Genomic DNA, 26,379 nt, shown 5'->3' with positions numbered 1-26,379 from the left:
GTTAAAAAGAGCATGTCGGTGATTAATCATCAGGTGGATGCATCCCTGGTAAAGCAATTGGGCCGCGTTGGCGTGCTGTACGGTGGTCAATCATCGGAGCGCGAAATTTCCCTGCAAAGTGGTCAGGCGGTTGCTGACGCGCTGCAAGCGGCCGGTGTGGAATACGTCATGCTGGATACTGGCAAATCGGCGATTGTCGACATTCAGGCAGCCGGTATTGACCGTGCATTTATTGCCTTGCACGGCCCGGGCGGTGAAGACGGGCGCATTCAGGCAGTACTGGAGTATTTGCAGATTCCTTACACCGGCAGTGACGTGCAATCGTCGGCGCTGGCCATGGATAAATTACGCAGCAAACAATTGTGGCGCGGTGTGAATTTATCTACGCCGGATTTTGAACTGCTCAGTGAAAAAAGTGATTGGCAAACGGTGTTAAACCGTTTGGGCGGTGACCTGATGGTCAAGCCGGCTCACGAAGGTTCCAGCATCGGTATGGCAAGAGTGTCCTCTGCTGACGATTTGGCGGCGGCTTACCGGAATGCTGCGCAATACGATAAAAGTGTGCTGGCAGAAAAATTGATCATCGGTGCTGAATACACCGTGGCCGTACTGGATGGCAAGGTGCTGCCACCCATTCGCCTCGAAACCGATCATCGCTTTTACGATTTTGATGCGAAATATTTGGCCAATGACACCCGCTATTTAATTCCCTGCGGTCTGTCAGAGGCAAAAGAAACAGAATTGAAAAATCTGGTGCTGCAAGCCTTCAATGCTATTGGATGCCGTGGCTGGGCGCGTCTGGATGTGATGGCGGACCAACAACAAAATTTTTATTTGCTGGAAGTTAACACCGTTCCTGGTATGACCAGTCATAGTCTGGTACCAATGGCTGCCAAAGCAGATGGCCTGTCATTTGATGAGCTGGTATTAACCATTTTAAAAGCCACTTTATAAAGTGGACCAGGACGAAAGATTTGCCAGACGGGAGCCACTGGTTGCTCCCTACGACCGGGGTGAGCAACGCATTAGGCGCGAGCGCGGTTACCGCAACGTAATGCCATCCGGCTCGGGCAATGAGTCCGGGCAGGAAGGAAAAGGCAATCGCTTTCGTTATGCCCGTATTATCGGCAGCAGTTTGTTTGTGATTGTGTTGGTGGTTGGGGCTTTTTTTGCCGCCGGGCCGTTAATGACGTTTCTTGAGCGACCATTAACGCGGGTGACGGTAGAGGGAGAGTTTCTCTACGTTAGCAAACAAAGAACCAGTGACCTGATCAGTGCAGAGCTGGATGATGATTTTCTGCAACTGGATTTGATGCGCTTGAAGCAGGTGTTGGAAAGTGATCCCTGGGTGGAACACGCCTCGCTGGGACGCCGCTGGCCTGACACCTTGCTGGTGCGGATTGTTGAACAAAAGCCCATCGCACGTTGGGGCGATAACGGCTTTATGAATCAGCGTGGAGAAATTATCCAGGTTGATTCCACCGGGCAGCTGGGTGACTTGCCCGGGTTATACGGCACCGAAGCGGATGCCTGGTTGTTGATGCAGCAGTATCAGGATTTATCACGGTTATTGCGTACGCGGGGGCTTGAAGTGGTGGCTCTGCGTTGTGATGACAAGCGCGCCTGGCGGATGACATTGAAAAATGACATTGAAGTGGTTATCGGGCGCGATCAGGTAATGGAAAAAATGCGGCGGTTTATTAGCGTCTACGACGAACACCTGCACCGCTACTGGTTGGATGTGAAATCGATAGATGTGCGTTATACCAATGGTATTGCAGTGCAATGGATTCCCGAATCGGAAGCTGGCGCACACTTTATAAAATCTTCATAAGTTAACCGTGAGCATTATCGGTAACGTAAGGAAATTGTGAAACGAGGTTATTCCATGGCAAGCGCTAATGACAACAAAATGATTGTTGGTCTGGATATAGGCACATCCAAAATTGTGGCTATTGTTGGCGCTATTACGCCGGAAGGCCGCCTTGAGATTGTCGGAATCGGATCGCACCGCTCGACCGGCCTGAAAAAAGGTGTGGTAGTGAATATTGAATCGACGGTGTTGTCGATTCAGCGCGCTATCGAAGAAGCGGAGTTGATGGCCGGTTGCCAGATTCACTCGGTTTACGCCGGTATCGCTGGCAGCCATATTCGCAGCCTTAACTCGCACGGTATTGTGGCGATTAAAGACCGTGAAGTATTTGCCCAGGATCTGGAGCGGGTGATCGATGCCGCTCAGGCGGTAGCCATCCCGGCTGATCAAAAAATCCTGCACATTCTGCCGCAGGAATTTCTGATCGATGATCAGGACGGTGTTAAAGAGCCGCTGGGCATGTCCGGTGTTCGTCTGGAAGCCAAGGTGCACCTGGTAACATGCGCGGTGAATGCGGCACAGAATATTGAGAAGTGTATTCGCCGCTGCGGGCTGGAGGTGGAAGATATTATTCTTGAACAACTGGCCTCCAGCTATGCCGTATTAACGGAAGACGAAAAAGAATTGGGTGTGTGTGTGGTGGATATTGGTGGTGGCACCACCGACATCGCCGTGTTCAAAGACGGCGCCATTCGTCACACCAGCGTTATTCCCATTGCCGGTGATCAGGTAACCAATGACATCGCCATGGCATTGCGCACGCCGACACCGAATGCGGAAGAAATTAAAATTCGCTACGCCTGTGCGCTGGCCAAACTGACCAGCCCGGATGAAACCATCAAGGTACCTGGTGTAGGTGACCGCGATGCGCGCGACCTGTCGCGCCAGGCATTGGCAGAAGTGGTTGAGCCACGTTACGACGAATTATTTACGCTGGTGCAGTCAGAACTGCGCCGCAGCGGATATGAAGACCTGATCGCCGCCGGTATTGTTATTACCGGCGGTACTTCGAAGATGGAAGGTGTGGTGGAGCTCGCGGAAGAAATTTTCCATATGCCGGTACGTTTGGGCGCCCCACAAAATATTCGTGGTCTGACAGACATTGTGAACAATCCGATTTACTCCACCGGGGTCGGTTTGTTGTTGTACGCAATGCGTCAGCATCAGGAGGGAGGGCGCAGTGTTACGCATCATAAAGAGCAGCAGAGTTCGTTTTTTTCACGCATCAAAAAACTGTTTCAAAGTAATTTTTAAAATTGCTTAAAAAGTGACTGATCAATCGCATTTTTACTTTCAATTTCATTGTTACACTCTCGCAAGGGATAAAAGGGGAAACGGCCATGTTTGAACTCGTAGATAGTATTCAGCAAAACGCAGTGATTAAAGTTATTGGCGTCGGTGGCGGCGGTGGTAATGCGGTCAAACACATGATTGCCAACCGTGTTGAAGGCGTAGAATTTATTTGCGCCAACACCGATGCCCAGGCATTGAAAGACATCGATGCCCGTACCGTTTTACAGCTCGGCCACACCATGACCAAAGGTCTGGGCGCTGGCGCCAACCCGGAAGTGGGTCGTCAGGCCGCTATTGAAGATCGTGAGCGTATCGCCGAAGTATTGCGCGGTGCGGACATGGTCTTTATTGCTGCCGGTATGGGTGGCGGCACAGGTACTGGCGGCGCGCCGGTGGTTGCCGAAGTTGCCCGTGATCTCGGTATTCTTACCGTGGCGGTAGTGACCAAGCCTTTCCCGTTTGAAGGGCGCAAGCGTATGGCGATCGCGGATGCCGGTATTCGTGAACTGCAGGAACATGTAGATTCATTAATTACCATCCCGAATGAAAAATTGTTGGCGGTACTGGGCAAAACCACCAGCCTGCTGGATGCCTTCAAAGCGGCTAACAATGTATTACTGGGTGCGGTACAAGGTATTGCCGATCTGATTATTCGTCCGGGCATGATCAACGTGGACTTCGCCGACGTGCGCACTGTGATGTCTGAAATGGGCATGGCGATGATGGGCACCGGTCGTGCCAGCGGTGACAACCGTGCGCGCGAAGCGGCCGAAGCGGCTATTCGCAGCCCGCTGCTTGAAGACGTTAATCTGCAGGGCGCTCGCGGTATTCTGGTTAACATCACCGCCGGTATTGATTTGTCGTTGGGTGAATACTCTGAAGTGGGCGCCATCATCGAAGAGTTTGCCTCAGGTGAAGCGACCGTGGTGGTAGGTACGGTTATTGATCCGGAAATGTCCAATGAGTTGCGCGTAACCGTGGTTGCTACCGGGCTGGGTGCGATAGTGCCGGTTCAGGCTGCACGCCCGGCACCCACCAAGGTTGTGGTTGATAACACGCGTCGCCCGAATGGTCAGATTGACTACAGTGCATTGGACCGTCCGGCACATTTGCGTGCCAATACGGCTCACGCCCAGGCACTGGCGCCAATGGCTGAAAAAGATATCGAATATCTGGATATCCCGGCTTTCCTGCGTCGTCAGGCAGATTGATTTACACCAATCACGATCTGGCGGGACAGTGTTGTACCAAGGCGGATACTTGCTGCATGGGTATAACCACTTACCGCTGATCGTGGTGTCTTTATCGGGTTATCGACTGTCGCTATTGAGGCGATAAATTCCGGTATGGCGTGGCAATCTGGTTTACAGCATCATAAATTGATACTATGGCGGCACTTGAAACGCTATAAAAAGAGGGTTGTACAAGCCTCTTTATAAGCGTTGTCTGTTCAATCCGGCTTGATATTAATGATCTATCCAGCTGCTTTTCCACAGAGCTTTTATACGAATGATCAAACAACGAACCCTGAGAAATGCTATCCGCGCTACCGGTGTCGGCTTGCATACCGGTGAAAAAATTTATCTGACGCTGCTTCCGGCGGCGGCAGATACCGGTATTACTTTTCGACGGGTTGATCTGAACCCTCCGGTGGAAATTCAGGCCAAAGCCCACAATGTTGGTGAAACAACACTGTCCACCACGCTGGTGCAGGGCGATGTCAAAGTCTCAACCATTGAGCATTTGATGTCGGCGTTTGCCGGTTTGGGGATAGATAACGCGATTGTGGAAGTCAGCTCTGGCGAAGTACCTATTATGGATGGCAGTGCCGGCCCGTTCGTGTTTTTGATCCAGTCTGCAGGTATTCAGGAGTTGTCGGCGCCGAAGAAATTTGTTCGGGTTAAAAAGCCGGTAGTTCTGGAAGAAGGTGACAAGGTCGCCAGCTTTCTCCCCTTTGAGGGCTTCAAAGTTACCTTCTCCATTGATTTTGACCACCCGGTATTTCAGGGCAAAACGCTGAAAACCTCGGTCGATTTCTCCAGCACGTCTTTCGTCAAGGAAGTCAGCCGGGCAAGAACCTTTGGTTTTATGCACGAAATTGAATACCTGCGTTCCAAAGGTCTGGCGAAAGGCGGCAGTGTTGATAACGCTATCGTGGTGGACGAATACCGTATTCTTAACGAGGATGGCCTTCGTTACGAAGACGAGTTCGTCAAACACAAGGTGTTGGACGCTATCGGCGATTTGTATCTGCTGGGCAACAGCCTGATTGGTGAGTTCAAAGCGCACAAATCCGGTCACGGCCTCAATAACCGCTCTTTGCGCAAGCTGATCGAAGATCCGGATGCGTGGGAGGTGGTTACTTTTGAAGACGCCAATGCCGCGCCGATCCGCTACATGAAACCTTTGCTTGCTGTGTAATCTTATGTGACAAGGTGATCAGCTCTGCTCCCCGGCAGGGCAGGTCGCCTGAATTTTTGTTGCAAACGTCTGCTTTTCTGTGCGATATTCCCGCCCCATACCTGTTTTGGCACATTCCTCCCGCTTCCGGAGACGTTCTTTCAGGTGTTACAAAATACCGTAACCTGCTGTTTTACCAATACATACACGATAAAAAGGCATGCTTGCCTCGTTGTTGGTACAGAATTTGAATTACGGTTAATTCTCAATAATGAATGGTTAATAGAATCGGATTTTTTGTTCCGTTCCGAAAAAAAGAATCTTCTCATTACATGAAAATTATTATTGTCAGTAAACGCCATAATCAGTCACGCAGTTTTACCCTTGGCGGGTGGACGCGCGCGCTCTTGTCTGTGTGTTTACTGGGTATGCCTGCCGCGCTGGGTGCTATCGGTTATGCCTGGCTGACCGGGCCGGGCAGCGGTGCAGAGCGCGTCAATGCCGAGTCCTTGCAGGCGTGGGAAAAAGCGCTTGAAGAACAACAGCAACAAGTTGAACAAACCCGCAAGGAAACCCGCGCCCAACTGACAGCCCTCACTGTAAAAATGGGTGAGCTGCAAGGTCGGCTGGTACGACTCGATGCGCTGGGTGAACGCCTCACCCATATGGCGCAACTGGATGAAGGCGAGTTTGATTTCTCCAGCACCCCCGGTGTTGGTGGCCCTGAAACAGCCTTTGCCGACGAAAACTACTCGCCGCCCGATATTCTCACCGTTGTTGATCAACTCTCCAGTCAGATAGAAAACCGCCAGCAACAACTGGAAGTTCTCGAGTCTTTATTAGCCAGCAAAAAAATTGAAGACGACACCTTTGTCGCCGGTCGTCCGGTTGCCAAGGGTTGGATTTCTTCGCGTTATGGCCGTCGCACCGATCCCTTCACAGGCAAAAGCGCCTTTCACGGCGGCATCGACTTTTCTGCCAAATCCGGTACTGAAATTACTTCGGTAGCTGCCGGTGTTGTAACCCGCGCCGGTAAAGACCGTGCCTACGGTTACATGGTCGAGATCAATCACGGCGCGGGCTACGTGACCCGTTACGCGCACAACAAGGAAAATCTGGTCAAGGTTGGCGATGTCGTCAAGAAGGGCCAGATTATTGGTCTGGTTGGTTCAACCGGCCGTTCTACCGGAGCCCATGTGCACTTTGAAGTGTACAAACACGGGCGCTCCATCGATCCCGCGACCTATATCCATCGCGCCAGTCGTTAAATCTTCATTTCCTTCTGCTTGCTTTGCCAGGCACCTTTCGGTTTACTTGCCAGCTATGTTGGCGAGTCATTGTGGGTCGCTCGACCCGATAGTTTAAATTTACGGTAATACACATGATTGGTTCGATTGCAAAAGCGTTGTTTGGCTCGAAAAACGAGCGTGAGCTGAAGCGCATGAACAAGGTCGTTCAGCGTATTAATAGTTTTGAAGCTGAATGGCAAAAACTGGATGACACCGCGTTAAAGAATAAAACCGTTGAATTTCGTGACCGTCTGGCCAAGGGCGAGACGCTCGATCAACTGTTGCCGGAGGCGTTTGCCACCGTGCGTGAGGCCAGCCGCCGTGTTATGGCGATGCGTCACTTCGATGTGCAGTTGATTGGTGGCATGGCATTGCACGAAGGTCGCATTGCTGAAATGCGCACCGGTGAAGGTAAAACCCTGGTATCTACCTTGCCCGCTTACTTGCACGCACTGACCGGCAAAGGCGTTCACGTGGTTACCGTGAACGATTACCTGGCCAATCGTGATGCCAAATGGATGACCCCGGTATTTGAATTCCTGGGTATGAACGTGGGTATTATCCAGTCCATGCAGCCAGCGGAATTAAAGCGTCAGGCTTACGCATCGGATATCACCTACGGCACCAACAACGAATACGGCTTTGATTACCTGCGCGATAATATGGCGCTGAGCAAGGCTGACAAGGTTCAGCGTCCGCTTTACTTCTCCATCATCGATGAAGTGGATTCCATCCTGATTGACGAAGCGCGCACCCCGCTGGTTATTTCGGGCGCTGCCGAAAACAGTTCCGAACTCTATAAGTTGATGCATGTGCTGGTGAGCAAGCTCAACGTGCAACCGGAAGGTGGTGAAGGCGATTTCACCGTTGATGAAAAAACCCGCCAGGTTGAACTGACCGAATCAGGCCATCAGCATGTTGAAGACTTGCTGATTGGCGCCAATCTGCTCACCGCTGACCAAAGTTTGTATGCGCCTAATAACCTGGCGTTGCTACACCACGTCAATTCGGCGTTGCGTGCCCGCGCACTGTTCCACCGCGATGTTGAATACATTGTGCAAAATAATCAGGTGGTGCTGATTGATGAGCACACCGGCCGTACCATGGCGGGCCGCCGTTTGTCAGAAGGCCTGCACCAGGCGCTGGAAGCCAAAGAAGGCGTGCCTATTCAAAGCGAAAGCCAGACACTGGCATCCACTACCTTCCAGAATTATTTCCGTCTGTACCCGATTCTCTCTGGTATGACCGGTACTGCAGATACCGAAGCGTTTGAATTCCGTGAAATTTACCGTTTGGATGTGGTGGTGATTCCGACCAACCGTCCAAAGCAGCGGATCGATATGAACGATCTGGTATTCCTGACGGTAGAAGAAAAATACAACGCTATTGTTGAAGATATTAAAAACTACCAGGCGAAAAACGCACCGATTCTGGTGGGTACTGCTTCTATTGAAACGTCGGAAGAAATGTCCCGCCGTTTAGAGGCCGCTAAAATCCCTCACCGTGTACTTAACGCCAAGTTTCACGAACAGGAAGCGGAAATTATTGCCCAGGCGGGTCGTCCCGGTACGGTAACCATCGCCACCAATATGGCCGGTCGTGGTACCGATATTGTGCTCGGCGGTAACTGGGAAGCGGAAGCGGCCAAGCTGGAAAACCCGACTCCGGAACAGCTGGAAGCGCTGAAAAAAGATTGGCAGGTTCGTCACCAGCAAGTGCTCGAAGCGGGCGGTTTGCATATCATCGGTACCGAGCGTCACGAATCCCGTCGTATTGATAACCAGCTGCGTGGCCGTGCCGGTCGTCAGGGTGATCCGGGTCTGACCCGTTTCTATCTGTCGCTGGAAGATAACCTGATGCGTATTTTTGCATCTGACCGCGTGCGCGGTTTCATGCAAGCGCTGGGTATGGATAAAGGCGAAGCCATTGAGCACCGCATGGTGAACAATGCGATTGAAAAAGCACAGCGCAAAGTGGAAGGCCGTAACTTTGATATTCGTAAGCAACTGCTGGAATTTGACGATGTGGCCAATGACCAGCGTCAAATTATTTATGGCCAGCGCAACGAATTGCTGGATGCGGAGCATATCCGTGACACAGTCACCGCGGTGCGCGCTGACGTTGTACAAGACACCATCAGCGAATTTATCCCGCCACAAAGCATCGAAGACCAATGGAATATTCCGGGCCTTGAGAAGCAACTTGAGCAGGATTACGGCTTGCAGTTACCGATTGCCAAGTGGCTGGAAGAAGACAGCCGTTTGCATGAAGAAACCTTGCGTGAAAAAATTCTCACAGAAGTTCAGGTTGCTTACGATGCCAAGTGTGAGCGCGTGGGCGACATCATGCTGGAAATTGAAAAGCAGGTGATGTTGCAGGTATTGGATAACGCCTGGAAAGAGCAGCTGGCCAATATGGATCATCTGCGTCAGGGCATTAACCTGCGTTCTTATGCACAGAAAAACCCCAAGCAGGAATACAAGCGCGAAGCCTTTGAGTTGTTCCAGCGTATGCTCGAAACCGTGAAGCGCGAAACCACCCATTTAATGGCGCGTGTGGAACCGATTACCCGCGAGCAAATGGATGCGATGGAACAGCAGCGTCGCGAAGCGCAACAGCGCCAGAAGATGCAGTTGCAACACGAACAGGCGGCTGACTTGACCAGCAATGTACCGGAAGAAGCTCAGCGTCCTGCCGGCCAAACACCGGTGGTTCGTGAAGGTCGCAAAGTAGGCCGTAACGATCCTTGTCCGTGTGGCTCAGGTAAAAAATATAAATCCTGCCACGGTCAGCTGGAATAAATTGCTTTTAATCGGACGAGTATTTTCTTGTCCGCTTGTTGTCAGTATCTTTGCTCCAAAAGCGCATGACAAATTGGCAGGATTGCCAATTTGCACAGTGAAGCTGCCCGCAGGGTGAGCCACAGGGATGTGGCGAGTGCATCATCCATGTAGCTCCGTCGAGTCGTCCTTGACTCGACGGTTTTGGAACAAAGATCCTGGCAACAAGCTCGCATAATGCCAGTTGTTAGTATTTTGAAATCCACATCCATATATCATGGTTGTGGATTTTCTTTTGGTAGCACTGATTAATTACAAAACCCATTTTTAATACAACATTCAAACAAGAGAGTCTGCTATGGCTGTTGGTGAATATCCTTTTCCCGAAATGCATCCCGTTGCCGGTGTTAAATTAACGGCGGTATCCGCTGGTATTAAAAAGCCAGGCCGCCGTGATGTTGTATTGTTTGAACTGGCTGAAGGCAGCCAGGTGGCCGGTGTGTTTACGCTCAATGCGTTTTGCGCAGCGCCGGTGACGGTTTGTAAAAAGCATTTGGCCGCAGCGCCGATTCGTTATCTGGTCATCAACTCCGGCAACGCCAATGCCTGTACGGGCGAGCAGGGCATTAACGATGCGCTTGCGACCTGTGAGTCCATCGCACAATTACGCGGGTTGAAAAAAGAGCAGGTGTTGCCATTCTCAACCGGTGTTATTGGCGAGCCGCTGCCGGTACAAAAAATCGTTGCGGTTATCCCGGAAGCACTGGAAAAAGTTACCGAGCAAGGTTGGGATGACGCAGCCGCCGGCATCATGACCACCGACACCCGCGCCAAAGGTTTCAGCAAGCAAATCGTCTGGCAAAGCCAGACCATTACCGTGAATGGTATCGCCAAGGGTGCCGGAATGATTAAACCCAATATGGCAACCATGCTGGGTTACATCGCTACCAATGCCAAAGTGGCACAGCCGGTGTTGCAAGCGCTGTTGCGCGAGGCTGCAGATAAATCTTTCAATCGCATCACCATTGATGGCGATACCTCGACCAATGATTCCTGCATTCTGATTGCTTCCGGTCAGGTAGATTTGCCGGAAATTCAAACCGCCGAAGGTGAGCTTTACCAGCAACTGCGTGATGTCATTATCGAGGCCCATATCTTCCTCGCAAAAAGTATTGTTGCCGATGGTGAGGGCGCTACCAAATTTGTTGCAGTGGACGTAAGCGGCGGCGGTGATCGCAATGAATGCCTGGATGTCGGTTACGCGGTAGCACACTCGCCATTGATCAAAACCGCATTGTTTGCCTCTGACCCTAATTGGGGGCGCATCGTAGCGGCGATTGGTTATGCGGGTGTAAAAGATCTGGATGCAGCCAAAGTGCGCGTGCATTTGAATGATGTATTGATTGTCGAGAATGGCGGCAGAGCGGCTTCTTATACCGAAGAGCAGGGCCAGGCCGTTATGTCGGGTGCAGAAATCACCATTCGTATTGATCTGGGGCGTGGTGACAGCCATGAAACCTTGTGGACTACCGATCTTTCTTACGAATATGTGCGCATTAACGCTGACTACCGTTCCTGATTTTTCATTGATTCGCATTCCTTTTTCATTGCCGCTTTTCAACCTGAAAGTTTAAAAGCGGCAGCTGACCGGTGTTCGTTGTATGGTTAAGGAAGTTCACGTCGCTGTTGGTGTCATCACGGCGGCAGATGGAAAAATATTTATTGCCCGTCGCGCTGATTCGGCGCATCAGGGCGGGTTATGGGAATTTCCGGGTGGCAAGGTTTCGCCCGGGGAAACTGTGCAGCAGGCATTGGCGCGTGAGCTGGAAGAGGAGTTGGCGATTCAGGTTCTCCATTCAGAACCCTTAATAAAAATTCGCCACGACTATGGCGACAAGCAAGTATTGCTGGATGTTCACCGCGTAACCGGTTTTACCGGTGAACCCGTCGGCAACGAAGGGCAGCCGGTGCAGTGGGTTTCACGGCAGCAGTTAGCGGATTTCGATTTCCCCAAGGCCAATCGCGCTATTATTGCTGCGTTGAAATTGCCGGGTAATATGTTGATTACGGGCGATGCAGCAACGGAGCAGCAGTTTTTTGAGCGGGTTGAAGGTGCGCTGAAGGCTGGCATCCGCCTGGTGCAATTGCGTGTTAAAGATGGAGGCCGGGAGTTGTCCGCGTCACTGGTTGATCGTGTGCGGGCGTTGTGTCGTGAACATGATGCACTGTTGTTGTTGAATACCTCTCCGGAAGTTTTTTCCAGCCTGTCGGCAGATGGCTTACATCTGAACCGGTATCAGTTAGCGCAATTGGCGTCCCGCCCGGTTGCAGAAAACCGATTACTGGGCGCCTCCTGCCATAATGCTGAAGAGATTCTGCAAGCAAAAAAAATCGGGGTGGATTACATCCTGCTGTCTCCCGTTGCCAAAACCACATCGCATCCGGATGCACAACCTCTGGGCTGGGAAAAGTTTGCAGAACTGGCGGCGCTGGCGGGTTGTCCGGTATTTGCTCTGGGAGGAATGCACCCTGAGGATTTACCCACGGCGAAACAGCATGGCGGCCACGGAATCGCCGCCATCAGTGCCTGGTGGAATGCGTGAAGGGCAGGTGAGTGTTAAGACTCCTGTCCTTTGGTGTAAAAAAGGAAGGCACTTTCCGAGCTCATAAAACGACGGTTTATTCTTCGTCCGGAATAACCGGATCACCGGCAATACGATGACTTTCGCTGGCCCAATCGCCTAAATCAATCAGACGGCAGCGGTCGCTACAAAAGGGTCGAAAAGGAAAGTCGTCATTCCAGAGCACTATTTTTTTACAAATAGGGCAATTCAGCTGCAAAACATCAGGGTTGGTTGGCGTTGTCAAAATTGTTCCTGCACAAGCGATACATAAAATTCGTGTAGCTGAGCCACCTGTTGTTGCAAGTCAGTCAGCGTACCGTGATTATGAATAATATCATCTGCCTGCGCCAAGCGCTCTTCACGGCTTAATTGTGTCGCCATAATGCGCTGGATTTTCTCGCCGGTGCTGCCATCCCGTAAACTCGCCCTGGCAATTTGCATGGCTTCCGGGGCATCTATCACCAATACCCGGTTGACCAGCCTGGTTTGCGTGCCTTCCAATAATAATGGGGAGGTGAAGATGGCGTAGGGAGATTCGACAATTTCCAGCTGCGCTGCTGCACGCTGGTTAATCAGCGGGTGCAACAACTGCTCAAGCCATTCTTTTGCGGCCGGCGCAGTAAAAATAATGTCCCGCAACGTGCGTCTATCAAGAAAGCCATCGGTTTGTAATATGGCGTCGCCAAAATGCCCGGCAATTTTTTCCAGTGCCGGTTGGCCGGGCATTACTACTTCCCTTGCCAGAAGATCCGCATCGATGACGGTAATGTCATGTTGCTGTTGAAAAATATCGGAAACCAGCGATTTGCCACTGCCGATGCCACCGGTCAAACCAATTTTCAGCTTGTCGGTGGCAGGGGAAAAGGGGATGGTGTTTTTCACTGTGGAAGCGTGAGAGAAAGGTAATGATGGTTAATCGCATCGCCCCACACAAAGGCGATCCAGCCTGCCACCGCGAGATAGGGGCCGAAAGGAATAGGTACTTCTTTACCGCGTTTTTTAATAAGCATCAAGGCAATACCAACCACGGCTCCGACCAGAGACGACAAAATAATAATCTGTGGTAAAACTTGCCAGCCCATCCAGGCACCCAGGGCGGCCAGTAACTTGAAGTCGCCATAGCCCATGCCTTCTTTGCCCGTGAGTAATTTGAAGAGCCAGAAAATAGACCAAAGCACCATATAACCGGCAACCGCACCCCAAAGTGCATTTTCCAGGGTGGTGAACACGCCGAAGCTATTAGCGATTAACCCCAGCCACAATAACGGCAGGGTAATATCGTCCGGCAATAATTGAGTGTCGGCATCGATCATGGTCAAGGTGATCAGGCACCAGGTAAAGACCAGCCCTAATAAAGCGGCGGTGGTAAGCCCCAAATAAGCCACTACCGCTACCGACAATAAACCGGTCACCAGTTCAATAATGGGATAACGGGGAGAAATAGCCGCCTTGCAGCCTGCGCACTTGCCGCGCAATACCAGGTAGCTGATCACCGGGATATTTTGTAGCGCCGTAATGGCATGACCGCAATGCGGGCAACGCGAGCGCGGCACCATCAAATTGAAGGGCTGGGTATTTTCAGCGGGTGTTGTGGTATCGGTTGCTGTATGGGCAGTATCAAGTAGCAGTTCACACTGCTGCTTCCATTCCCGCTCCATCATTTTCGGCAAGCGGTGTATAACCACATTTAAAAAACTGCCAATGATCAAGCCAATAATTAATACAAGACCAAGAGACAGTGCGGGGAATAAAGCCAGCGCGTGGAGAAAATCATGCAACATCAAACCACCGCGCCGAGTTGGAAAATAGGCAAGTACATCGCAATCATCAGGCCGCCAACCAGAACCCCTAGTACGGACATAATCATAGGCTCAAGGAGAGATGTAAGACTATCTACCATATTATCTACAGCTTCTTCGTAATAAACGGCCACCTTGTCCAGCATCCCATCCAATGCGCCAGACTCTTCACCAATGGCAGACATTTGTACCAATAAAGTTGGAAATATAGCGCGTGCTTTCAGTGCTGTGTTCAATTGCAGTCCGGTGGAAACGTCCTCTCGTACTCTTATAATTGCCTCACTATAAACGCGGTTTCCTGCTGCACCCGCGACCGAGGTAAGTGCATCAATTAGCGGAACCCCCGCAGCAAAAGTGGTGGACAGTGTTCTGGCAAAACGCGCCATTACTGATAGGTACAGAATTTGACCTACGATAGGCACTTTTAAGATGTATTTGTCTACCGCATAGGCGAGGGCAGGGGATCTTTTAATTGCTTCTTTAATGATAAAGACTGAAGCAATGCAGCCAATAAGAATGTAAAGCCAATAGGCTTGAGCCAGCTCGGACAGATGCATTACAAATAATGTGAAAGCAGGTAGTTCCGCGCCAAATCCGCTAAAAGTCTCGGCAAATTGGGGCACAACCTTCACGAGAAGAATACCTGTTACGACAAGAGCAACGACCACTACTGCGATCGGATAAGTCATCGCTTTTTTGATTTTGGCTTTTAATGCTTCGGTTTTTTCTTTGTAGGTGGCAATACGATCAAGCATGGTCTCAAGTGCACCGGATTGCTCACCGGCATCCACAAGATTGCAAAATAAATCATCAAAATACTTGGGATGCTCGCGCAGTGCAGAAGCAAACCCACCCCCGGATGCTACCGTATCGCGAATATCCAAAACCAGTTTTTTAAGATTGGGGTTTTCCAGACCATCGGCAACAATATCAAACGCTTGAACCAGCGGCACACCGGCTTTCATCATGGTGGCCATCTGGCGGGAGAAGACGGCGATGTCTGCAGGTTTGATAGCCTTACCGCCGCTTCCGAATAAGGGTTTGCTTTTTTTAGTAACAGTTTTTGCTGCAATCCCTTGTTTTAGCAGCTGAGCCTTAACTATGGCAGGGCTTATACCATTCATTTCGCCCTGAATCTTTTGCCCTTTTCTATCGACACCTTTATATACATACGTATTGGTGGTTGCCGACACTTTGCGGGTAGATGAGCCTGTTGTTTTGTTCTTGGTGGCTGAAATGGTGGCCATGTGTACTTAGTCCTTGGTGACCCGGTTAGCTTCTTCGAGGCTGGTTAAACCCATGGCAACCTTGCGTAAAGCCGACGTTCGCAGGTTATTGAAACCGGCCTCTTTGGCTGCCTTGGCAATTTGCAGAGAGTTTCCTCCCTCCATTATAAGGTTTGCGATCACAGGGGTTATGCGAACTACTTCATAAACGCCCAGTCGTCCTTTATAACCTTTATTGCATTGTGGGCAACCTACCGGATGGTAAATTTCAAATTCCGAACGAGCAATACCAATCTCGTCAAAACCTTCTTCACTAAGAATATCTGCCGGTATTTCCGCTGGTTTACGGCAGAGTGTACACAAGCGGCGCGCCAAACGCTGGGCAATAATCAAACTCACGCTGGTGGCTACGTTAAAAGCGGGTACGCCCATATTCAGCAAACGAGTCAGTGTTTCAGGCGCACTATTGGTATGCAGTGTAGAAAGTACAAGGTGACCGGTTTGCGCTGCCTTAATGGCAATTTCGGCGGTTTCCAGGTCCCGAATCTCCCCCACCATAATAATATCGGGGTCTTGCCGTAAAAATGAGCGCAGCGCTTCGGCAAAAGTAAGGCCTACCCGAGTATTCATCTGAACCTGGTTAATGCCTTCCAGGTTAATTTCTACCGGGTCTTCTGCGGTAGAAATGTTCACTTCATCGGTATTAAGAATATTCAAACCGGTATAAAGCGATACCGTTTTACCACTACCGGTAGGTCCGGTTACCAGAATCATCCCTTGGGATTGCGCCAAGGCGTCCATGTACATTTTCTTTTGGCTATCTTCATAGCCCAGTGCATCAATCCCCAGCTTGGCTGCGCCAGCATCCAGAATCCGCAGTACGATTTTTTCGCCAAAAAGCGTGGGCAAGGTGTTGACGCGAAAGTCGATGGCGCGGGTTTTCGACAGTTTCATCTTGATGCGGCCATCCTGAGGAACCCGTCGCTCCGAAATGTCCATTTGCGACATCACCTTTAAGCGTGCAGCCATGCGGGTCGCAAGATTTACCGGCGGTTTGGTGACTTCCTGCAGAATGCCATCGGTACGGAATCTTACGCGGTAAGTCTTTTCATAGGGTTCAAAGTGAATGTCCGAAGCACCGGTTTTAATCGCATCCAGCAAGACTTTATTAATAAATCGTACTACCGGGGCTTCTTCTGCTTCAGACTTCTCGGGGCTCTCTTCGTCATTGCCTGTACTGCCGGATACTTCCAGTCCTTCCAGTCCGTCGTCGTCCAGACCCGCCAGAGCATCATCAATACCTTCAACAAGAGACTTCAAATACCGTTCTATAGCCACTGCGAGTTTATCGGCTTCTACCAGTACAGCCTCGGTACTGATGCCAGTGCTGAATTTAATCTCATCGAGTGCATGTAAATCGGTAGGATCTGCTACTGCAAGAAACAGACGGTTGCCGCGACGAACCATGGGTAAAATATGATGTTTGCGAATGAGTTTCTCATCGACCAACTTGTCCGGAATAGTGTCTTTGAAGAGCGCATCCAGGTCGAACAAAGGGGTGCCAAACTCAATTGAGGCAGCCTGAGCAATAATGCGTGCGTCCAGCACACCATTCCTTACTGCGTAATGGATAAATGGCACTTTTTCTCTGGCAGCTTCCGTAGAAATCTGTTTCGCCAAATCTCCGTCCAGCAGTCCATCGCTTACCAGGCGGCGGGCCAATCCATTTAATGAAACTGTAGGCGCATTCATACGCAGGCTTTCTCCATTTTTAAGGGTGTTGAGCCGGGTGCTTATTAAACACTGTAAGCACGTGGAAATAAACGATCTCTGTCTGCATCAATGTAAAACCATGTTTTTGACCGCCGGGCGCTAATGAGGGGTGACAAAATGCGTCAGTTATTGACTTCTTGTGCGGCTCGCCAGGCTTGTTCTGAACGTTGGAAAAACGACTAAGTATCAGCAGCAATGGTTGCTCGGCGTTATGTCTCAAGAGCTTTTCCTGCTTCGATTGTTATTTATTAAAGTTGGTTTGTATTTTGCTTTAATCATAACGAAGCTTTATTGCTCGACTTTCTAACATCGGAGATATGCAATGAAAAAAGTACAACAGGGTTTTACTCTTATTGAATTGATGATCGTAGTAGCCATTATCGGTATTTTGGCTGCTGTTGCTCTGCCTGCTTATCAGGATTACACCATCCGTGCGCAAGCTGCAGAGGGGCCCACCTTGGCTGGAGGGTTGAGAACAGCTATATCAGAGCATTATTCCGACCGTGGCGAATGGGCAGCCAATAATGCGGCATTGGGAATCAGTGGGGATATTGTTGGCAATTATGTAGAAACAATTGAGGTTGAAGATGGCGTTATTACTGTAACTTATGGTGAAAAGGCTAACGCAGCTTCTCTGTCAGGTAAGCTTTTAACCATTCGCCCTGCTCTTACTGCATCCCAAAATGTAGCGTGGGTTTGTGGCTATGCTGATGTACCTACCGGTGCCTCAGCGGAAGGAACTGATGCTACTGATGTGGCTGAGAAACACTTACCAGCATCCTGTCGTTCATAAGTTCAAGTTAAAAGAAAAAAGGTGCCTTAGGGCACCTTTTTTTATGAGTGGCATTCCTTGAGAGATTAATTTGAAATGTTGATTCCTTCAGTGGCTGGATTGGTGGTTGTTTTTGTTGCATTGCTATTTTGGCGAGGAAGTAGAGTCGTTGGTTTGGCCGTTTGTTGTCTTGTTTTTCTTGGTTTATATCTCTCAGGGTTTTATTTGATTGCTCATTACTATACTGGCAATGGTATAAATGATTCGGTGGTATTTCATATTCTTTATGCGATAGATATTAGAACTATCAGCCAGCACTGGATTGTATTTTTAGCTTGTATAGTATTTCTCACATTTTCTATTTGCCTTTTTCATTATTTAGCGTCAGTTCATATTCCATCAGCTTCAAAGAAAAGAGTAGCGCTGTTTAGCTCTGGTTTTTTATGTTTTTATAATGCTGTTGTTTTTCTCGTGGCTGGTTTTGTGCTAATTAGCCACCCTGCAATACAGGAAACTTATCACGTCGTTGTCACCGAATATAAAGTGTCGCAATCTAGGAAGCTGGAGGACGAGGTCGTTTTTGTTAGCGGACTTGTAACAGATAAACCACGCAGTTTTATTTATCTGTATGCTGAAAGTCTGGAAGAATCCTTTTTTGATGATGATGCTTATCCGGAACTTTTACCTGAGTTGAATCAATTAAGGCGAGATGCTTTGGTGATTAAAGGTATTGGGCAGGCGCCTATGACAGAGTGGACAATCGCCGGTATGACCGCTTCGCAGTGTGGTATCCCTTTGGCTACTTTTTCAAAAGGTAGGAATGAAATGGGCAAAATGGCGCACTTCCTTCCGGAGGCCAACTGTGTTGGAGATGTTCTGAGTCGAAATGGATACTTCCTGTCTTATGTGGGTGGGGCAGACATCAGCTTTGCCGGGAAAAATAATTTTTATTCGGCGCATGGGTTTTCTGATGTCAAAGGGTATCAGGAGCTCGAATTGCTGTATTCAAAAATATTTCCCAAGTCAAAATGGGGGATTTATGACGATGACTTGCTTTCGCTGCTTTGGAATGAGTTTGAAGTTTTAGCTGACCTTGATAGGCCATTTGGTCTGGTTGGGTTGACGCTCGATACTCATTCTCCTTATGGACATGAAACACCAGCGTGTAGAAACAAGATGTATCAAAATGGCGGAAGTAAAATGCTTAACTCGGTACATTGTGCCGATCATTTGATATCCGAATTTATAAAAAAATTTTTGAGTTCCCCTCTGTCCAAAGACGTCATATTGATTGTTGGTTCGGATCATTTGATGATGAGAAGTGATTCTGGACTTTTGGCTGGAGATAGGCGGCGAACTAATAGTTTTATGGTATTCAATACCCTGTATTCCGGTCAGATAATGACCCGGGATGCTACCATGTTGGATGTGGCTCCTTCGTTGCTTGCACTAATCGGGTATGATGTTAAAGGGTTTTCTTTAGGTCGAAACTTGCTATTGGAAGATCCAACCTTGACAGAGTTATATGGTAAAGAATCGTTTTATGAGCACCTTGTAGCGTGGCGCTCATCCCTGTGGGAGTACTGGGATTGATTCTGTTTATATGTGAAATATTTACAGGGCTTTGTATATGTGGGAGCGAACAAGTAAATATTTTTTTTGTGTATACTTTTTAATTTCTATTTTTCTGGCTTTCTTTATGTTTCATGAAAGCCACGATTCCACAGCTTATTCTACAAGGGTTCTCCATGCCGGTGGAGACTACGCAGATCGACGCTACTCCAATAGTCTGCTTGCGTTTGAAACAGGGTATCAGGATGGGTATCGCTATTTTGAGGTTGATCTCATCCGCACTGCCGACCAAAAGCTGGTTTGTGGGCACTCATGGTTCGGCAGGAATGCAGGGTATGAGTGGGTAAGAGTTCCTCTAAAGAGCGACTTTGAACAGGTCATGAGTAGTTTGGATTTTCCTGCGTGCACTCTCGATCAGCTTATGGCTTGGGTGGCTGAAAAAGGTGATGTATGGCTGATTACTGACGTAAAGCAGGAGAATGTTGCTGCTTTACGTAGTATTTCAGAAAAATATGCCCATCTGGTTAATAGAATAATCCCTCAGATTTATTTCTCTGAAGACTTTCACCAGGTCAGACAGATGGGATACGGAAAAATAATCTGGACACTCTATCGTTTTAAAGGTGCGGCTTCTGATGTCATTAAGGCTATTGAAGGTTTTTCAGCACCATTTGCCTTGGCATTTGATAAAACGTATTTGATTTATGGTTTACCTCATCTATTACAAAAAAAATTTCCTCACGTTAATACATATGTTCATGTAATTAATGATCCGGAAGAGATGTGTTATCTAAGTTCTGAGTTCAATATCTTTGAGGTGTACACCGATAGTTTGTTTTTAGATGTAAACTGCAAGTAGTGGATCTTTTTCAGATAAATTTATAGAGATTGAAAAATGTTGTTCAGGCTGAAGGCTGCAGGTTTACATTTTCTCTTCTGTTTGGTGGTTGCTTTAGTATCTGTCGTTCTGGTGTATGGTTATTGGTATCCAGCCCCTTTATCAGCAATGGCGGGGATCACTGGCATTTTTCTAATTCTGTTGTCGGTCGATGTGGTTCTGGGGCCGTTGTTGACTTTCATTGTAGGCAATGAAAAGAAAAAATCCCTCAAATTTGATTTGTCAGTCATTGTTTTTATTCAGCTCGGTGCATTTTTCTACGGTATGTATACGGTTTTTGAGGGGCGTCCAGCCTGGCTTGTTTTTGTGGGGGACAGATTTGAGCTGGTTCAGGCTTATGAAGTTGATAATAAGTACTTGGATAATGCTCAGCCGGAGTTTTCAGATATTTCCTGGAGAGGGCCGCACTGGATCGGAGCAAAATTGCCGGAGGATGCTAAAGCGAGAGACGAACTGCTTTTTTCATCTGTTTCTGAAAGCATTGATTTGCCCCAGCGCTCGGATCTTTATGTCAGTTATAGTGCGGTTGCAGCTGATATCAGCCAAAGAGCAATACCGTTATCGGAACTGATATCTTTTAATATACCTGAAGTGGTGAAGTCCGAGCTGGTAAAATGGCCTTCTGCTGACTCATATCTGCCAATTTATAGCGGTTCGAAAGACTCCTCCATGACGGTTTTGTTACGGAGAGAAACAGCAGAAGTTATTGCGATTGTTGATTTGGCTCCCTGGTAAATTCTCTTCTCTTCTGTGCTCTCTATGTAGCTTGTTTGATTAGGCTGATCGTCCAATCTATATAGATTCCAGCGCTGAACTTACGGGAAAGTTATTCAATATAAAGACCAGTCTTATATATTAAGTATTTTTCATCCGCATCGACAAATCCAGCGCTTTGCAATGCTTCGTCAGCGCCCCAATCGAAATAAAATCCACGCCCGTTTCTGCATAACTCACTAACGTTTCATCGGTAATATTTCCCGATGCTTCCAGTTTGGCTTTTCCTTTGGCAAGCGCTACTGCTTTGCGGATATCATCAAGGCTGAAGTTGTCGAGCATGATGATGTCTGCACCTGCGGTGAGGGCTTGGTGCAGTTCTTCGAAATCTTCTACTTCCACTTCTACCGGTTTGCCGGGGGCGATTTTGAGTGCTCGGGTAACCGCGTTGGTGATGCCGCCGCTGGCGGCGATGTGGTTTTCTTTAATAAGGAACGCATCGTATAAACCGATGCGGTGGTTGCGGTTACCGCCGCAAGCGACTGCGTATTTTTGCGCGGAGCGCAGGCCGGGAATGGTTTTGCGGGTGTCGAGCAGGATTACGCTGGTGTGAGCCACTTTTTGGGCATAAGTGTTGCTGATGGTGGCTGTACCGGACAGGGTTTGTACGAAGTTGAGCGCGGTTCTCTCTCCGGTCAGCAGGCTGCGGGCGGGGCCGCTCAGCGTGAACAGAAGATCATCTGCTTGCAGTGCTGCACCATCTTGCGTGTGCCAGGTTACTTTTACTTCTGGGTCCAGCTGCTGAAATACAGCTTCAACCCAGGGCTGGCCGCAAAATACACCGGCTTCCCGCGTAATAATTCGAGCTTCTGCGATGGCATTTTCATCAATCAGTTGCGCGGTGATGTCGCCATCCCGGATATCTTCTGCCAGCGCTTGTTGCACGCTCAAGGCTATGTCGTCTTCAAGAAAGGGAATGTTTTGAGCGATGCTGGTAATCATATCGGCAGGTCTTGTTCTGAGGTTGGGGTAGGGTAGTCTTTTGCCTCACCTGGGTGCTGGCAGTATTTACCCTGATTGTCGGTCATTTTGCCACTGTTGGTTTCTATCGGCTACCCGGATTGTTGATGCTTTAGGTGTTTAAAAAACGAACAGGGTTGTATATTCCAATTCCTGCGCATTTTGCCGACTCGGGCACATGTCGGTTATCAAAAACTGGTGGAGTTAGCACTAAATGTGATATGCCTCTCGATCTTGATTTATATCTATGGGATGTATTTCCGGGTTAGGTATACTCATCTTTCGAAGTAGTCTCTCCACTGGCCACTCATCATGTCCGAGCATCTAAAACCAGAATCGACCAATGTGGTTCCTCTCAATCCTGAGCGGAGCGCGGCAGGGTATATTCCTTTGGCTCGTTTACCTTCTCCTTTGCAATCCCTCCGTGAGCAGGCGCGCCAGCAGTTGCAGACATTGCTGCGTGAGTTGTTTGATCGCGCCGATGATGCGCTGTTCGATCTGGCCGACAAGGCTGGCAACAACCAGGAGCAAAATCTCTATTTTGACTCCATGCGTGAGGTGAGAATTCGGCGCCGCGCCATCGAGGCGTCTTTTTTTAAGGCCTTCGATAGCAATTTGCTGCTGCTGGTTGAGGTAGATGCCCACCGCAGCAAGGCAGAGGCAAGCCGTAGCGTGTCACTGGATGAGCTGTCACTGGTACAAAATGACGAGCTGGAAGAGATGGTGGCGGTTGATGGCATGATCAACAAGTCGACCGAGCGCTTCGCCGATTTATTGCAGCCCCTGACGTTGCGCATTGATCACCTGGTGCCGGTGAAGGTGTATCAAAAGAACAACCCGGTTGCGCCTTTTCCCATTTGCCACAGCTTCTCCGAGGCGATCCGTCCGGTTCGGATGGATGTTAAAGCCAGGTTGCTGCTGTTCAAATTGTTCGATCAGATGGTATTGGGCAAGCTTGCCGGGCTTTACCAGCGTCTTAACCAGCTACTGATTGATGCCAATATCTTACCCACGCTTCCCTCGCAAAACCGTGGTAAACCTGCCGGGCTCCGTGCCGGTAGTGGTAATACCAGCGGTGGTGAGAACAGTTATAGCGGCACAGGCAGCTCGCTTGATGCCGATCATGCTGGCGAGGTTTTGCAAACCTTGCGTGCTTTATTAGGCAGTCGCCAGCAGTCAATCTCCGCACCCTTAACCCACGACCAGCCAGTGCTGGATTCAGCGGGTTTGATTCATCTGTTATCCAGCGCTCAGCAAACCGCATGGAGTGATGTTGCGCTGACTTCCCCGCAGCAACATGCGGTGGATTTGCGGCAGGTGATCCAGCAATATTCTGCCCGCCAGGGCATGCCCGCGGCCATCAATCCGGTGGATGATGACGTGATCAATCTGGTGGGGATGATGTTTGAATTCATTCTTGAAGATCGCAACCTGGCGGCGCCAATGAAAGCGCTGATTGGCCGTTTGCAGATCCCGATGGTCAAGGTAGCCATTGCCGACAAGAGCTTTTTCAGTAAAGGCGGCCATCCTGCACGGCGTTTATTAAATGAAATGGCCAGTGCGGCGCTGGGTTGGCAGGAAGAGGCCGAGGATAATCGCCGTGGCGATAACCTGTTTCAGCGCATGGAAACCATGGTTGCTGACATCCTCACCGGTTTTGAAAGCGATGTAGAAATATTTTCCCGTATGCTGGCCGATTTTCGGGCCTGGCTGGATAAAGAGCGTCGCAGAGCGCAAATTCTTGAACAAAGAACCCTGGATGCCGAAGACGGTAAAGCCAAAGCAGAGCAGGCGCGCGCTGAAGTAAACCGGGCGCTGGGGTTGATTGTCGGCGAGCGGCCTTTGCCCGAAGCCGGGCTGGCAATTTTACAAAACGCCTGGGCCAACGTCATGTTTATTACTGCGCTCAAGCACGGTACCAGCAGCGAACAGTGGCAATCGGTTAGTAAAACCGCTGAACTGCTGGTGTGGAGCCTGACGGCGGCCATGTCGGCCGACAGCCGGCGGCAGTTGCTGAAAGTTGTGCCGCAGTTGTTGCAACAATTGCGTAAAGGCCTTGAAAGCATTGCCTTCAATCCCTTCGAAACGACCCATTTATTCAAGCAGCTCGAAGTGCTGCACCTTGCCCGCTTGAAACCGCCCGCGGCCCCGGAAGCCGGTGCGGTATCTGCCAGTATCGCTACAAAAGACAGTGTTGTACCCGTTTCTTCAAGTTCTGCTGAGCAAGAACCCGAAGCAGTTGCAAAAGATGCCGCCCCTTCCTCTGTTGAAACCGCTTCGACTATTGATGCTGGTCTTATTGAACCCGGCGCCGATGAAACATCCGTATCGCTTGACGTAGAAACCGTTGAGCCTTTGCTCAACAGTGCGCCTACTTTGTTGGCCGGTGAATCTGTTCTTACCGCACCGCAAGACGAATTATCACCTTCCCTGGTGACTGCCGAGCAAGGTGCTGAAACCCCGGGCGATGAGGTGTTGCCGGACAGTGATCCGCATTACCGCCTGGTGAATAACCTGACGCAGGGCTGCTGGTTTGAAATGACCGATGTGTCAGGGCAAAAATTTCGCTGCCGACTCGCCGCAATTATTCGCGCTACCGGGAAATACATTTTTGTTAATCGTTCCGGTATGAAAGTCGCCGAAGAAACGCGCAATAGCCTGGCGCTCTCGCTGAAAAATGGCCGTTTGCTGTTACTGGACGACAGTATGTTATTTGATCGTGCCCTCGAAGCCGTCATCGGTTCGCTGCGAGAGCAGCGCGGTTCCTGATCGCCACATCTGACACCGCCGGGCAGAATGCTGGTCTGGCGTTATTCTCCCCGTTATCATGTCACTTTTTTTACATAAGGCGGTTGTGTGACATCCGATCCATTTGATGGCTGGCTTGAGGGTATCAGGCATATCCCATCGTCCCATTTTAACCAGCGCCCCCAGGGCATAGCGATAGATCTGCTGGTTATCCACAATATCAGTTTGCCCCCAGGTCAGTTTGCCACCGGTCACATCGCCGCTTTTTTTCAAGGGCAATTGGACGTTTCCGCCCACAGTTATTTTGAAACAATCGCCGATCTTCGTGTATCCGCTCATTTTTTAATCGAGCGCGATGGTGCAATCACCCAGTTTGTTTCTCTGTATGACCGGGCATGGCATGCCGGTGCGTCCAATTTTAATGGTGTGGGTAACTGTAATGACTTCAGTATTGGCATTGAGCTGGAAGGTTGTGATGATGTTCCCTATGCTGACTCGCAGTATGATGCGCTGCTGACGCTGACAAAAATCCTGATGACGCAATTTCCGGGCATTACGCCGGAGCGAATCGTCGGGCATGAACAAATAGCGCCGTTGCGTAAGACCGACCCTGGCCCGGCATTTGACTGGGCCCATTATTTGAATGGTTTAAGGGAAGTGCGCCCATGATATTTTTAAGTACCTTTATTGTGATTCTCTGGCTGTATCTTTTTCAGTCGTCTTTTTCCGGGGGGCGCGTGCTGTCGGCCTGGCATGGCTGGTTAGCTCGCCGTCTGCGCGGCGTACTGCTGTTTGCCGTGGCGGTGGTGTTGCCGGTCATGTTGTTATTGCTGTTGCTCGGTTGGTTGTATCACTCGGTATCGGTTGTGGTGCTGTTACTGATTTATGTGCCAGTGTTGTGGTTGTGTCTGGGTGCCGGTGATATGGACCGTTTGCTTAACCGCTATGTTGAGGCTGCAGATCGGCAGGATAATATCGCTGCCCGTGAATGGGTCGATGCCATGCAGCTGGATAAGCGCGCGGGCAGTGATACTGACCAGACCGAGGCGGGCTGGAGCCAACTGCACCAGCAGGCGCTGGAGGCGACCGGGTATATGGTTTTGCAACGTTATTTCGCGGTGTTGTTCTGGTTTTTTGTCACCGGGCCAGCCGGTGCGCTGGCTTACCGTTTGGCGGACATCCACAAACGTGCGGTACAGCAGGGCGGAGCCAATGCACCGGCTTTTGCATCTCTGGTGTATTGTCTGGAGTGGCCGGTGTCACGTTTGCTGGGTTTGAGTTGGGCATTGGTAGGGCAGTTTGATACGGTGATGGCCGTTGTAAAACGCGATGGCTTTCGCCGTCTGCCGTTAGCGATATTTCTTGGCAATGTGCTGGCGCAAGCGTCCGGCCCGGGTGCCTGGCTGGCGGCAGAAGATGATCGCACGCCGCCAGCCACGCTGGTGGACCATGCCATTCCTCAGGATGAGCGCTTGCTCACCGGTGTGTTGCGCAATGCGGTTGGCCAGGCTGGCGACCTGTTATCGCGCACCTTGTTGCTGTGGATGTGTGCCAGTGCACTGATCACGCTGGCAATATAAATAAAATCGAGCATCGCC

Annotated in this window: 22 protein-coding genes; 16 read left to right on the top strand and 6 right to left on the bottom strand. The window is 49.8% G+C overall.

Features of this window, described 5'->3' with window-relative positions:
* Window positions 1–12 precede the first annotated feature (12 nt).
* From C4F51_RS14345 to C4F51_RS14305, 9 genes are all read left to right on the top strand, one after another.
* Window positions 13–954 carry a D-alanine--D-alanine ligase gene (locus C4F51_RS14345; RefSeq protein ID WP_193910950.1) on the top strand — a complete coding sequence of 314 codons (942 nt, stop codon included), beginning with the start codon at window positions 13–15 and terminating at the stop codon, window positions 952–954.
* Between the two features lies 1 nt (window position 955).
* Window positions 956–1,834, top strand: coding sequence for a cell division protein FtsQ/DivIB (locus tag C4F51_RS14340; RefSeq protein WP_193910948.1), 879 nt, complete (start codon window positions 956–958; stop codon window positions 1,832–1,834).
* A gap of 54 nt (window positions 1,835–1,888) precedes the next feature.
* Window positions 1,889–3,127, top strand: a complete 1,239-nt coding sequence (gene ftsA / locus C4F51_RS14335; protein ID WP_193910945.1) for a cell division protein FtsA — start codon at window positions 1,889–1,891, stop codon at window positions 3,125–3,127.
* Between the two features lie 86 nt (window positions 3,128–3,213).
* A complete protein-coding gene (gene ftsZ / locus C4F51_RS14330) occupies window positions 3,214–4,377 on the top strand; it encodes a cell division protein FtsZ (protein WP_193910943.1) in 1,164 nt (387 codons plus the stop codon).
* Between the two features lie 298 nt (window positions 4,378–4,675).
* Entirely contained in the window at window positions 4,676–5,587 is a 912-nt protein-coding gene (lpxC, locus tag C4F51_RS14325) for a UDP-3-O-acyl-N-acetylglucosamine deacetylase (RefSeq protein WP_193910941.1), read from the top strand.
* Between the two features lie 311 nt (window positions 5,588–5,898).
* Window positions 5,899–6,834 (top strand): M23 family metallopeptidase, encoded by a 936-nt coding sequence (locus C4F51_RS14320; RefSeq protein ID WP_193910939.1) that lies wholly within the window; start codon window positions 5,899–5,901, stop codon window positions 6,832–6,834.
* A 113-nt stretch (window positions 6,835–6,947) separates the two neighbouring features.
* Window positions 6,948–9,656: a preprotein translocase subunit SecA gene (secA, locus tag C4F51_RS14315; protein WP_193910937.1), complete on the top strand. Its 2,709-nt coding sequence runs from the start codon at window positions 6,948–6,950 to the stop codon at window positions 9,654–9,656.
* A 337-nt stretch (window positions 9,657–9,993) separates the two neighbouring features.
* The gene (argJ, locus tag C4F51_RS14310; RefSeq protein WP_193910935.1) at window positions 9,994–11,214 is read left to right on the top strand and encodes a bifunctional glutamate N-acetyltransferase/amino-acid acetyltransferase ArgJ; all 1,221 of its coding nucleotides are present in this window, start codon (window positions 9,994–9,996) and stop codon (window positions 11,212–11,214) included.
* 82 nt (window positions 11,215–11,296) lie between these two features.
* Complete coding sequence (locus C4F51_RS14305) at window positions 11,297–12,238, top strand: Nudix family hydrolase (RefSeq protein WP_193910933.1); 942 nt, start codon at window positions 11,297–11,299, stop codon at window positions 12,236–12,238.
* Window positions 12,239–12,314: 76 nt separating this feature from the next.
* Here the strand turns inward: C4F51_RS14305 and yacG are convergent, their stop codons facing one another.
* The 5 genes from yacG to pilB are packed head-to-tail and all read right to left on the bottom strand — an operon-like array spanning window position 12,315 to window position 17,036.
* Window positions 12,315–12,503: a DNA gyrase inhibitor YacG gene (gene yacG, locus C4F51_RS14300; protein WP_193910931.1), complete on the bottom strand. Its 189-nt coding sequence runs from the start codon at window positions 12,501–12,503 to the stop codon at window positions 12,315–12,317.
* Window positions 12,500–13,141 carry a dephospho-CoA kinase gene (gene coaE / locus C4F51_RS14295; RefSeq protein WP_328701387.1) on the bottom strand — a complete coding sequence of 214 codons (642 nt, stop codon included), beginning with the start codon at window positions 13,139–13,141 and terminating at the stop codon, window positions 12,500–12,502. Before coaE ends, yacG begins: the two co-directional genes overlap by 4 nt.
* Window positions 13,138–14,040 carry a prepilin peptidase gene (locus tag C4F51_RS14290; protein WP_193910929.1) on the bottom strand — a complete coding sequence of 301 codons (903 nt, stop codon included), beginning with the start codon at window positions 14,038–14,040 and terminating at the stop codon, window positions 13,138–13,140. The genes coaE and C4F51_RS14290 overlap by 4 nt, the downstream gene beginning before the upstream one ends.
* Window positions 14,040–15,305, bottom strand: a complete 1,266-nt coding sequence (locus C4F51_RS14285; protein ID WP_193910927.1) for a type II secretion system F family protein — start codon at window positions 15,303–15,305, stop codon at window positions 14,040–14,042. Before C4F51_RS14285 ends, C4F51_RS14290 begins: the two co-directional genes overlap by 1 nt.
* A 6-nt stretch (window positions 15,306–15,311) precedes the next feature.
* The gene (pilB, locus tag C4F51_RS14280) at window positions 15,312–17,036 is read right to left on the bottom strand and encodes a type IV-A pilus assembly ATPase PilB (protein ID WP_193910925.1); all 1,725 of its coding nucleotides are present in this window, start codon (window positions 17,034–17,036) and stop codon (window positions 15,312–15,314) included.
* Between the two features lie 343 nt (window positions 17,037–17,379).
* Here pilB and C4F51_RS14275 point away from each other — a divergent pair, with 343 nt between their 5' ends.
* From C4F51_RS14275 to tfpZ, 4 genes are all read left to right on the top strand, one after another.
* Window positions 17,380–17,850: a pilin gene (locus tag C4F51_RS14275; protein ID WP_193910923.1), complete on the top strand. Its 471-nt coding sequence runs from the start codon at window positions 17,380–17,382 to the stop codon at window positions 17,848–17,850.
* A 75-nt stretch (window positions 17,851–17,925) separates the two neighbouring features.
* Window positions 17,926–19,422, top strand: a complete 1,497-nt coding sequence (locus C4F51_RS14270; protein WP_193910921.1) for a sulfatase-like hydrolase/transferase — start codon at window positions 17,926–17,928, stop codon at window positions 19,420–19,422.
* Window positions 19,423–19,528: 106 nt separating this feature from the next.
* The gene (locus C4F51_RS14265) at window positions 19,529–20,260 is read left to right on the top strand and encodes a glycerophosphodiester phosphodiesterase family protein (RefSeq protein WP_193910919.1); all 732 of its coding nucleotides are present in this window, start codon (window positions 19,529–19,531) and stop codon (window positions 20,258–20,260) included.
* Window positions 20,261–20,296: 36 nt separating this feature from the next.
* Entirely contained in the window at window positions 20,297–21,034 is a 738-nt protein-coding gene (gene tfpZ, locus C4F51_RS14260) for a TfpX/TfpZ family type IV pilin accessory protein (RefSeq protein WP_193910917.1), read from the top strand.
* A 120-nt stretch (window positions 21,035–21,154) separates the two neighbouring features.
* On the opposite strand, the gene nadC is transcribed toward tfpZ, so the two are convergent.
* A complete protein-coding gene (gene nadC, locus C4F51_RS14255; protein WP_193910916.1) occupies window positions 21,155–22,015 on the bottom strand; it encodes a carboxylating nicotinate-nucleotide diphosphorylase in 861 nt (286 codons plus the stop codon).
* Between the two features lie 408 nt (window positions 22,016–22,423).
* Between nadC and C4F51_RS14250 the strand changes: the two genes are divergently transcribed.
* The 3 genes from C4F51_RS14250 to ampE all read left to right on the top strand — a co-directional run bounded on the left by C4F51_RS14250 (window position 22,424) and on the right by ampE (window position 26,361).
* Window positions 22,424–24,802, top strand: a complete 2,379-nt coding sequence (locus C4F51_RS14250; protein ID WP_235992340.1) for a DUF1631 domain-containing protein — start codon at window positions 22,424–22,426, stop codon at window positions 24,800–24,802.
* An 87-nt stretch (window positions 24,803–24,889) separates the two neighbouring features.
* Window positions 24,890–25,450, top strand: coding sequence for a 1,6-anhydro-N-acetylmuramyl-L-alanine amidase AmpD (ampD, locus tag C4F51_RS14245; protein ID WP_193910912.1), 561 nt, complete (start codon window positions 24,890–24,892; stop codon window positions 25,448–25,450).
* Window positions 25,447–26,361: a regulatory signaling modulator protein AmpE gene (gene ampE / locus C4F51_RS14240; RefSeq protein WP_193910910.1), complete on the top strand. Its 915-nt coding sequence runs from the start codon at window positions 25,447–25,449 to the stop codon at window positions 26,359–26,361. The genes ampD and ampE overlap by 4 nt, the downstream gene beginning before the upstream one ends.
* Window positions 26,362–26,379: the final 18 nt, after the last annotated feature.

The organism is Cellvibrio polysaccharolyticus (assembly GCF_015182315.1).
In the GTDB taxonomy this organism is placed as follows: domain Bacteria; phylum Pseudomonadota; class Gammaproteobacteria; order Pseudomonadales; family Cellvibrionaceae; genus Cellvibrio; species Cellvibrio polysaccharolyticus.
Note: the sequence above shows the minus strand (reverse complement) of the source record. Positions and strands in the feature narration are given on the sequence as shown.